Below are 8,151 nucleotides of genomic sequence, written 5' to 3'. Positions count from 1 at the left end.
GTCGCCTCCCGCCAACACCCCTTGTCGGCGCGGCAAACACCAACCCCCCCCCCGGGGGTTTTTTGTCCCCAACGGCTGGGCGGGGCCCCCCCCCCGCCGGCCCCACCCGCGCCGACCTTGTTGAGATGCCATGAGGAGCGAGAACATGCCAGCAGGGGAATTCCACGGCATCGACGACGTGCTCGACGACGTGCGCCTCAGACGACAGATCATCGCGAAGGACGACCTGGGAGAGCTGGCGAGCTTCCTGTCCGGATATTCACTCGCTCTGCAGATCCACGGTGTCGACGAGGATTTCGCCCTGGATCCTGCCGGCCCGTTCACCAACTGGCTGAGCTGGAATTTCGGGACCTCGCTCTCGCACGGTTGGGAGGCAGCGGTGGAGAGTCTGAAGCACGAGGGCGAGTCCTCGGTGGAGGCCTTTTTCCGGCTGCTGGGTGAGTTCCGCGAGAATCCGCTGGTCCTGCCTCCGGGCGAGTGAACTCTGTACCTCTCGGGATCTGACGAGAGACGTCTTGCTTTTCCCTGTACGCATCTCGGTGGCGATCTCACCGGATTTCCTGATTGTTCCTCGGTCTCTCTGGGTGTCAGAAAGATAGTATACTTCGGCGACGATTCACATATGAATCGACCGAGTATGCAGGGGGTTCTTGATGGACGTATGGAACGTGGGGGTCGCAGGGGAGAGGAGAATTCGACGAAAGCCTCGGGCCATACCGGCCCGAGCATTCCTCCGAGTTCTTCCGCTGGTATTGGTGTCCAGTTTGTTGGGCGCTTATCCGGCCGTTGCGGACGTGCCCGTCACGGGTAGTGGTGTCGAGATACCGCTGACCGACCGGGCCCGCGTGATCGGCTACTGGTTGGAGGGCGGCCCTGCCGTCAAGGCCGCTGCCGAGGCCTCCTTGGTGGGGTCCGACGCGGATGTGCGCACATTCCTGGACGTCGAACTGGCTCCTGCCGAACTGCAGGACAACCAGGTCAGCGCGGCACAGATGCACGCACTCGGCGGGCCCGGGGTCAAGGAGGCGGCTCGCAAGGCGCTCTCCGGTTCACCCGAGGAGCTGCGGGTCTTCCTCGAAACCGGCTGGCAGCTGCCGCTGACCCAGGATCAGCAGGTCAAGGCCGCTCAGCTGATGAACGGCGCGGGCAGCGGCGTGGAGGCGGCGGCGCGGGCGGCTCTGAACGGTTCGAACGACGACGTCCAGGCCTTCCTCAACGACGGCCAGTACACGGCCCGGGACACCGACGACCGGGTGAAGCTGGTTCAGATCTTCAGCGAGGGCGGGCCGAACACCCAGGCGGCCGCGAAGCTGGCGATCAACGGGTCGATCGATGACGTGCGCGAGTTCCTCAGCGTCGGCCAGCACGTGGCCAAGGCCAGGGACGCGGAGCGCACCAGTGTCGGGCAGCTGACCCAGCAGGCCAAGGACGCCTCCGCCCAGGCAGTGCGGGAGACGGAGGCCGCGAAGGCCGCCTCCGCCGAGGCGGTGGCCGCTTCACAGCTCGCGAAGGCGGACGCCGCGAGGGCGGCGGCCGAGACGGACGCGGCGCGCAACGACACCGTCGCCGCAGGCGCTGCGGCCGTTCGTGCCGCGGACGCCGCCGGGCGTGCGGCGGACGCGGCCCAGACCGCGATCACGGCTGCCAGGGCCGCCACCAACTCGGCACGGACGGCGGCGAGCGCGGCCACCCAGGCCGGCTACGCGGCGGCAGGTGCCGCGCAGGCGGCGACTGCGGCACGGAACGCCGCCGCCGCGGCCGCGTCCGACCGCGGCAAGGCAGACGCCGCCGCGGTGGCTGCGGTCGCGGCCGAGACGGCAGCGAAGGCAGCGGAGGCCTCCTCCGGCGCGCTGACACAGGCGAACGCGGCTGCGACCGCGAGTCAGCAGGCCGCGGATGCGGCGCTGAGCGCGGGTGGTAACGCGACGGCTGCGGCCGATTCGGCCGACCGGGCCGGCGGTTTCGCCTCTGCGGCCGGCGCTCAGTCGGCGCGGGCCAAGGCGGCTGCGGCGGCCACGCGTCGCCAGGCACAGGAGGCCTCGCGGGCCGCCACCGCCGCGAAGTCTCTTGCCGGTGAGGCCGCGCAGGCCGCTACCCAGGCGAAGACGCTCGCGGACTCGGCGGCCACGCATGCCCGCAACGCGGCTTCGGCCGCTCGTGACGCGGCGCAGCACGCCGGTGAGGCCGCACAGGCGGCGGAGCGGGCCACGGCCCATGCCGAGGCCGCCGTACAGGCCGCCCGGACCGCCAAGGACGCGGTCGACAAGGCCAACCAACTGCAGGACCTCGCCCGCCGGGCCGAGGCCGAGGACCTGGCGGCGCGGACCGCCGCGAACGTCGAGAAGGCCAGGGCTGCCAAGGCGGCGTACGACGACAAGGGCACCCAGGTCGGCGACGCCGTCCAGCAGATTCGCCGGGCCAAGGACGAGGCCGCCCGCCTCGCCACCGCTGTGGCGCAGCCGGACGCGGACAACGCGAAGATCGCCGCGGACGGGCGCAAGCTGGCGCTCCTGTCGATGAGGATGTCCGGTCCGTGGGGCACCGCGGCCGCGCGCACGGCGCTCTCCGGAGCCGATGACGCCGTTCTCGCCTACGTCAGGTCGGGGTACCGCGGCGCAGGTGAACTCGATGACCGTGACCGGGTGTCGAACCTTTCCATCGAGTCGCAGGTCCCGGCTGTCCGCGCGGCGGCCACGCAGGCCCTCAAGGGTGACGCGGTGGCGATCGCGGGGTTCCTGGAGGGCGGCCAGTACCAGGCGGCCGTCGCTGACCTTCAGGTCAGTGCGGCCAAGCTCATGGACGGCGCGGGCCCCGGTGTCCGCGAAGCGGGGCAGCAGGCGCTCAACGGAGGCGTCAACGGGCTGAGGGACTTCCTCGTCCGAGGTCGCTACGCGGCCCAGCTCTCCGACGACCAGGTCAAGGCGGCTCAGCTGTTCGCGACCGGGGGGCCGGAGGTCAAGGCCGCGGCCCAGGTGGCCCTGGAGGGTCCGCCGCAGGTGGTGCGAGCGTTCGTCCAGACAGGCCAGTACACCGCCGCGCGCAAGGACCAGCTGGCGGCCACCCATGTGGCAGAGGTTCAGCGGATGATCGCCGAGGCTGCTTCGGTGACCGCGTACGCGCAGCAGAGCGCGGCCGAGGCCGTGCGGGTGGCCGCGGTCGCCCGTAACGCGCAAGACGAGGCCAAGGCCGCGTCCGATCAGGCCAAGGCAGCGGCGGACAGCGCCGCCGGGTTCGCCGCTGACGCGCGGTCCAAGGCCGACCAGGCGGCGGCGAGCGCGGAGAAGGCCGCGGCGGCTGCGAAGACGGCCGGTAGCGCCGAGGCCTCTGCCCGTCGTGACGCGGCGTCCGCCATGGTCTCGTCCCAGAAGGCCCAGCGGTCGGCGGAGCAGGCGAGCTGGTCCGCCGAGGACGCCTACGCCTCGGCGGCGCGGGCACGGGCCGACGCGGAGGCCGCTGGTAAGGACAAGGTGGTCGCGGAGCAGGCCGCCGGCAATGCCTTCACGGCCTACAACACCAAGCTCGCCGCGGAGAAGGAGGCCGAGCGCAAGGCGGCCGAGCAGGCCGCCAACGACGCCGCGGCCAAGGCGCAGGCGGAGAAGGAGGACAAGGACGCCGCATCCGGCTTGGAGGCCGAACTCCGCAAGCAGGTGAAGGACGAGGATTCCGGCTGGCTGGACACGGCACTCAACATCACCCACGGCCTGCTCGATGTCGTCGGGGGAGTCGGCGGGGTGTTCCTGCCGGGGATCGCCGATATCGCGGATCTCGTGAACTGCGGTATCTACGCCTTGCAGAAGGACGTCGAGAACGCGGTCCTCTCCTGTGTCGGTGCGATCCCGCTCGCCGGGGATGCCGCGGCTGTCGCCAAGCTTGCCAAGTGGGCCGAGAAGATCCCCGGTGGCAAGAAGGTCATCGACTTCCTCGACAACCTGTTCTCGAAGGTCAAGGGGTCGTGCCCGATCAAGAACAGCTTCCCCGCCGGCACGCGTGTCCTGATGGCGGACGGCACTACGGTGCCGATCGAGCAGGTCCAGGTCGGTCAGGAGGTGCTGGCCACCGACCCGGTTTCCGCGCGGAGCGGCGCTCGCAAGGTCACCGCGACCATTCGCACGCCCGATGACGACGACTTCACCGATCTCGCGGTTCGGGCCGGCAGTGGTTCCGGCGGGAGTCTCACGGCGACCGATCACCACCCCTTCTGGTCGGTGGACCGTCAGCGGTGGACCGACGCGGTCGACCTCCGGGTGGGCGATGTCCTTCGCTCGGACACGGGCGCGGGGTTGAAGGTCGTTGACGTTCGGGACCGTAAGACCGTGCAGGAGGCGTTCAACCTCACCGTTGACGACATCCACACGTACTACGTGCTGGCCGGAAGACTTCCGGTGCTGGTGCACAACTGCGGAAAGCTCGACTACGACCAGGGCGTCGCCGGTGCACACCCGAAGGATCACCTGGACCTCAGCGACGACGCGCTGAAGGACCGCGCACTGACGGACCCGAGGACGAACGTGGCGTCCATGCTCAACAGCTCCACCGCGCAGAAGCACATTGACGCTGTGGTGGAGAACCACCGGGACGCCATCAACAAGTGGGCGGCGAAGGCCAATGTCTCGGACATGAAGGAGTTCACGCTGAACCTCGGCGAGGACGTCGGCCGGGCAGCGGACAACACCGGTAAGGTGTGGGATGCGAAGAACCTGACGCTTGTGCTCAGGCGCATCCAGAAGGGGCAAGGGGGCCACAAGGGTTCCTGGGTCGTCTACACCGTGAAGGCCTTCTAGGACTGGTCCTTCTCCTGTCTGCCCTGCGGCGGCGAAGCGGATTGTGGCCCTCGGCCTCCCGCTCGCCGCCGTTCCTTCTTGATGATTGGTGAAACCGTGCCCTCGGTCGAAGGAACACTCGTCAGGCTCTTGTCGGAGCTCATCGAATGCCGGCGAAGGATCGACGACTTCACCGTCGGTATGTACCTCGAGTACGTCTTCCCCGGTGATTCGTGCCTCGTCCCCGGTGTCCTTCTCGGCGATGATTCGGGAGCTCCGGAGGTCACCCTGCTGCACAGTTTCCGCCTCGTGACACAACAGGACGCGGAGGCGAGCGAGCTCAACTTCAGACTCTCGATCCGGATCGCGGAGCCCGGGTGCTCGGTGGAGGGGTCGGTCGAGGTGGACCTTGAGCAGGACATGGGCGAGTTCGATACGGGCGTGACCGTTCTCCAGCGCGCCAGACGTGAGGGCCTCACGGTCGAGCAGGCCGTCGAGCTCCTGCGGACCTTCACGGACGCCATGGTGGAGATGGGTGACGTTCCGGAGCGACTGGGCCTGGTGCCCCGTCGTTGACCTCGATCTCCTGTTGACGGCCCGCCGGTTGATCCGGCGGGCCGTTCGGCTTGTCCGGTCGGTCGTCGAGGTCCGCGGTCCCGCCGGACAGGGCTCGGTGAAGCGGGGGCGGATACGTCACCCAGGGCGTCCTTGGTCGGATGCGGCGGGGTGACCCGGATCGGGCATGAGGCGGTTTCAGCATGTGGATGGGGTCGGACATCGGGTGTTAACACTGGAAGACTCTCCCCTGTAACAGCGGTCCGGTAGGCCGCCTTCGGCGTGCTTGGACAGCGCGATGCCCTCAATGGCGAGGGGGACCGCCGGCGTCCCCGTGTGGGGTGCCGCGCGCACGATTGCCGACGACCACGGAAGGTCCAGATCTGATGCCGGTCACCCCGTACTCCTCGGCGTCCCCCGACGCCGGGACCAGTGTCATCGAGTCGCTCTACGCCGAGGTCCTGCGCCGCAACCAGGGTGAGCGGGAGTTCCACCAGGCCGTCCGGGAGGTGCTGGAGACCCTCGGGCCGGTGCTGGCGGCGCGGCCCGAGCTGGTCGACGCCCGGGTCGTCGAGCGGATCGCGGAGCCGGAGCGCCAGCTGATCTTCCGGGTGCCGTGGTCGGACGACCGCGGCGGCATCCACGTGAACCGCGGCTTCCGGGTGGAGTTCAGCAGCGTCCTCGGGCCCTACAAGGGCGGGTTGCGCTTCCACCCGTCCGTCAACCTCGGCATCGTGAAGTTCCTCGGCTTCGAGCAGATCTTCAAGAACGCCCTGACCGGCATGCCGATCGGCGGGGGCAAGGGCGGCGCCGACTTCGACCCGAAGGGTCGCTCGGACGCCGAGATCATGCGGTTCTGCCAGTCCTTCATGACCGAGCTCCACCGGCACCTGGGCGAGCACACCGATGTCCCGGCCGGCGACATCGGTGTCGGCGGCCGCGAGATCGGCTACCTGTTCGGCCAGTACAAGCGGATCACCAACCGCTACGAGTCCGGCGTCCTCACCGGCAAGGGGCTCGGCTGGGGTGGCGCGCAGGCCCGGACCGAGGCGACCGGGTACGGCTGCGTGCTGTTCACCGCCGAGATGCTGCGCACCCGGGGCGAGAGCCTGGAGGGCCGGCGGGTGGTGGTCTCCGGCTCGGGCAACGTCGCCGTCTACGCGATCGAGAAGGCGCAGCAGCTCGGTGCCACCGTGGTCACCTGCTCCGACTCCTCGGGGTACGTGGTGGACGAGAAGGGCATCGACCTCGCTCTGCTCAAGGAGGTCAAGGAGGTCCGTCGCGGGCGGGTCGCCGAGTACGCGCAACTGCGCGGCAGCCATGTGCGGTTCGTCGAGGGGTCGGGCGTCTGGAACGTGCCGTGCGAGGTCGCGCTGCCGTGCGCGACCCAGAACGAGCTGGCCGAGGCGGACGCGGTCGCGCTGGTCCGCAACGGGGTGAAGGCGGTCGCCGAGGGCGCCAACATGCCGACCACCCCCGAGGCCGTCCGGATCTTCCAGGAGGCCGGTGTGGCCTTCGCGCCGGGCAAGGCGGCCAACGCGGGCGGTGTCGCCACCAGCGCGCTGGAGATGCAGCAGAACGCCTCGCGCGACTCCTGGACCTTCGCCCACACCGAGGAGCGGCTGGCCGAGATCATGCGGCACATCCACGACTCCTGCTTCACCACGGCCGAGCGCTACGGCAGCCCGGGCAACTACGTGGTGGGCGCCAACATCGCCGGCTTCGAGCTGGTCGCGGACGCGATGCTGGCGCAGGGCCTGATCTGAGCCCAGCCGATCCGACCCGTGCCCGCTCCGGGACCCGACCGGAGCGGGCACAGGATGTCGGGTGCGGCAGGGTGGGTCCTTCCTACGGTGGTGACCAGTGAAGGGAAGGACGGGGTCGGGATGCTGGAGCATGTGAACCGGGCCATGGAGTACGTCGAGGAGCACCTCGACGGGGCGATCGACGTGGCCGAGCTGGCGCGGATCGCGCGGACGTCGGAGTACCACTTCCGGCGGATGTTCTCCGCGCTGGCCGGGATGCCGTTGTCGGAGTACGTGCGCCGCCGGCGGCTGACCGTCGCCGGGGCCGAGGTGCTCGCCGGTGAGCGGACGCTGCTCGATGTGGCGGTCCGGTACGGCTACACCTCGGGGGAGGCGTTCGCCCGGGCGTTCCGGGCGATGCACGGCGTCGGCCCGGGTGAAGCGCGGCGCGGCGGTGTCGCGCTGCAGTCCCAGCCCCGGATGTCCTTCCGACTCGTCGTCGAAGGGAGCAGCAGTATGGAATACCGCATCGTGGAGAAGCCCGCGTTCCGGGTGGTCGGTCGGCGGGCCCGGGTCCCGCTCGTCCACGAGGGGGCGAACCCGGCCATCGCCGCGTTCATCCGGGGGATCGCGCCGGACGTCGTCGACCGGATCGCCGCCCTCTCGGACCAGGACCCGGACGGCATCGTCTCGGTCACCGAGTTCTTCTCGGAGAGCCGCGAGGAAGGCGTCGAACTCGACTACTACCACGCGGTGGTGGCGGGTGCGGACACGGTCGTCCCGGACGGCCTGGACGTGCGGGAGGTGCCGGCCGGCACCTGGGCCGTGTTCTCCAACACCGGGACGTTCCCGCAGGCGCTCCAGGAGATGTGGCGGGACGTCTACACCCAGTGGTTCCCGTCCAATCCCTACGAGAGCCAGCCGGGGCCGGAGATCCTGCGCACGCGCTTCCTGCCCGACGGCGTCGCCGAGGCGCAGCTGTGGATCGGCGTGCAGCGGGCCGCCTCCCGGTGAGTCGCTGAGTGGTGAACTGGGCCGGGGGGGGGTGGGGGGTGGGGGCGCGAGAGCACGGGCCCCGGCGGTGGGTGGGC

The 8,151-nt window shown here is 69.9% G+C and carries 5 protein-coding genes; all 5 read left to right on the top strand.

Going from position 1 to position 8,151, the window contains the following annotated elements; all coding sequences use genetic code 11:
- Window positions 1–145: 145 nt before the first annotated feature.
- On the top strand, window positions 146–481 hold the full coding sequence (locus ACFVYI_RS14760; RefSeq protein ID WP_387885069.1) for a hypothetical protein: 336 nt from the start codon (window positions 146–148) through the stop codon (window positions 479–481).
- Window positions 482–755: 274 nt separating this feature from the next.
- Window positions 756–4,781 carry a polymorphic toxin-type HINT domain-containing protein gene (locus ACFVYI_RS14755; RefSeq protein WP_387885067.1) on the top strand — a complete coding sequence of 1,342 codons (4,026 nt, stop codon included), beginning with the start codon at window positions 756–758 and terminating at the stop codon, window positions 4,779–4,781.
- Window positions 4,782–4,910: 129 nt separating this feature from the next.
- Window positions 4,911–5,336, top strand: coding sequence for a hypothetical protein (locus ACFVYI_RS14750; RefSeq protein ID WP_387885065.1), 426 nt, complete (start codon window positions 4,911–4,913; stop codon window positions 5,334–5,336).
- Between the two features lie 365 nt (window positions 5,337–5,701).
- The gene (gene gdhA / locus ACFVYI_RS14745; RefSeq protein ID WP_387885063.1) at window positions 5,702–7,081 is read left to right on the top strand and encodes an NADP-specific glutamate dehydrogenase; all 1,380 of its coding nucleotides are present in this window, start codon (window positions 5,702–5,704) and stop codon (window positions 7,079–7,081) included.
- Between the two features lie 120 nt (window positions 7,082–7,201).
- Window positions 7,202–8,074: a GyrI-like domain-containing protein gene (locus ACFVYI_RS14740; protein WP_387885061.1), complete on the top strand. Its 873-nt coding sequence runs from the start codon at window positions 7,202–7,204 to the stop codon at window positions 8,072–8,074.
- Window positions 8,075–8,151 lie beyond the last annotated feature (77 nt).

It is taken from the genome of Kitasatospora sp. NPDC058218, from assembly GCF_042882445.1.
Classification (GTDB): domain Bacteria; phylum Actinomycetota; class Actinomycetes; order Streptomycetales; family Streptomycetaceae; genus Kitasatospora.
This window is presented reverse-complemented; position numbering and strand designations above follow the sequence as displayed.

What these genes read in the sequence shown, in the direction of transcription:
- ACFVYI_RS14740 (WP_387885061.1), top strand. Translation starts at nt 7,202, where the DNA reads ATGCTGGAGCATGTGAACCGGGCCATGGAGTACGTCGAGGAGCACCTC.
- gdhA (WP_387885063.1), top strand. Translation starts at nt 5,702, where the DNA reads ATGCCGGTCACCCCGTACTCCTCGGCGTCCCCCGACGCCGGGACCAGT.
- ACFVYI_RS14760 (WP_387885069.1), top strand. Translation starts at nt 146, where the DNA reads ATGCCAGCAGGGGAATTCCACGGCATCGACGACGTGCTCGACGACGTG.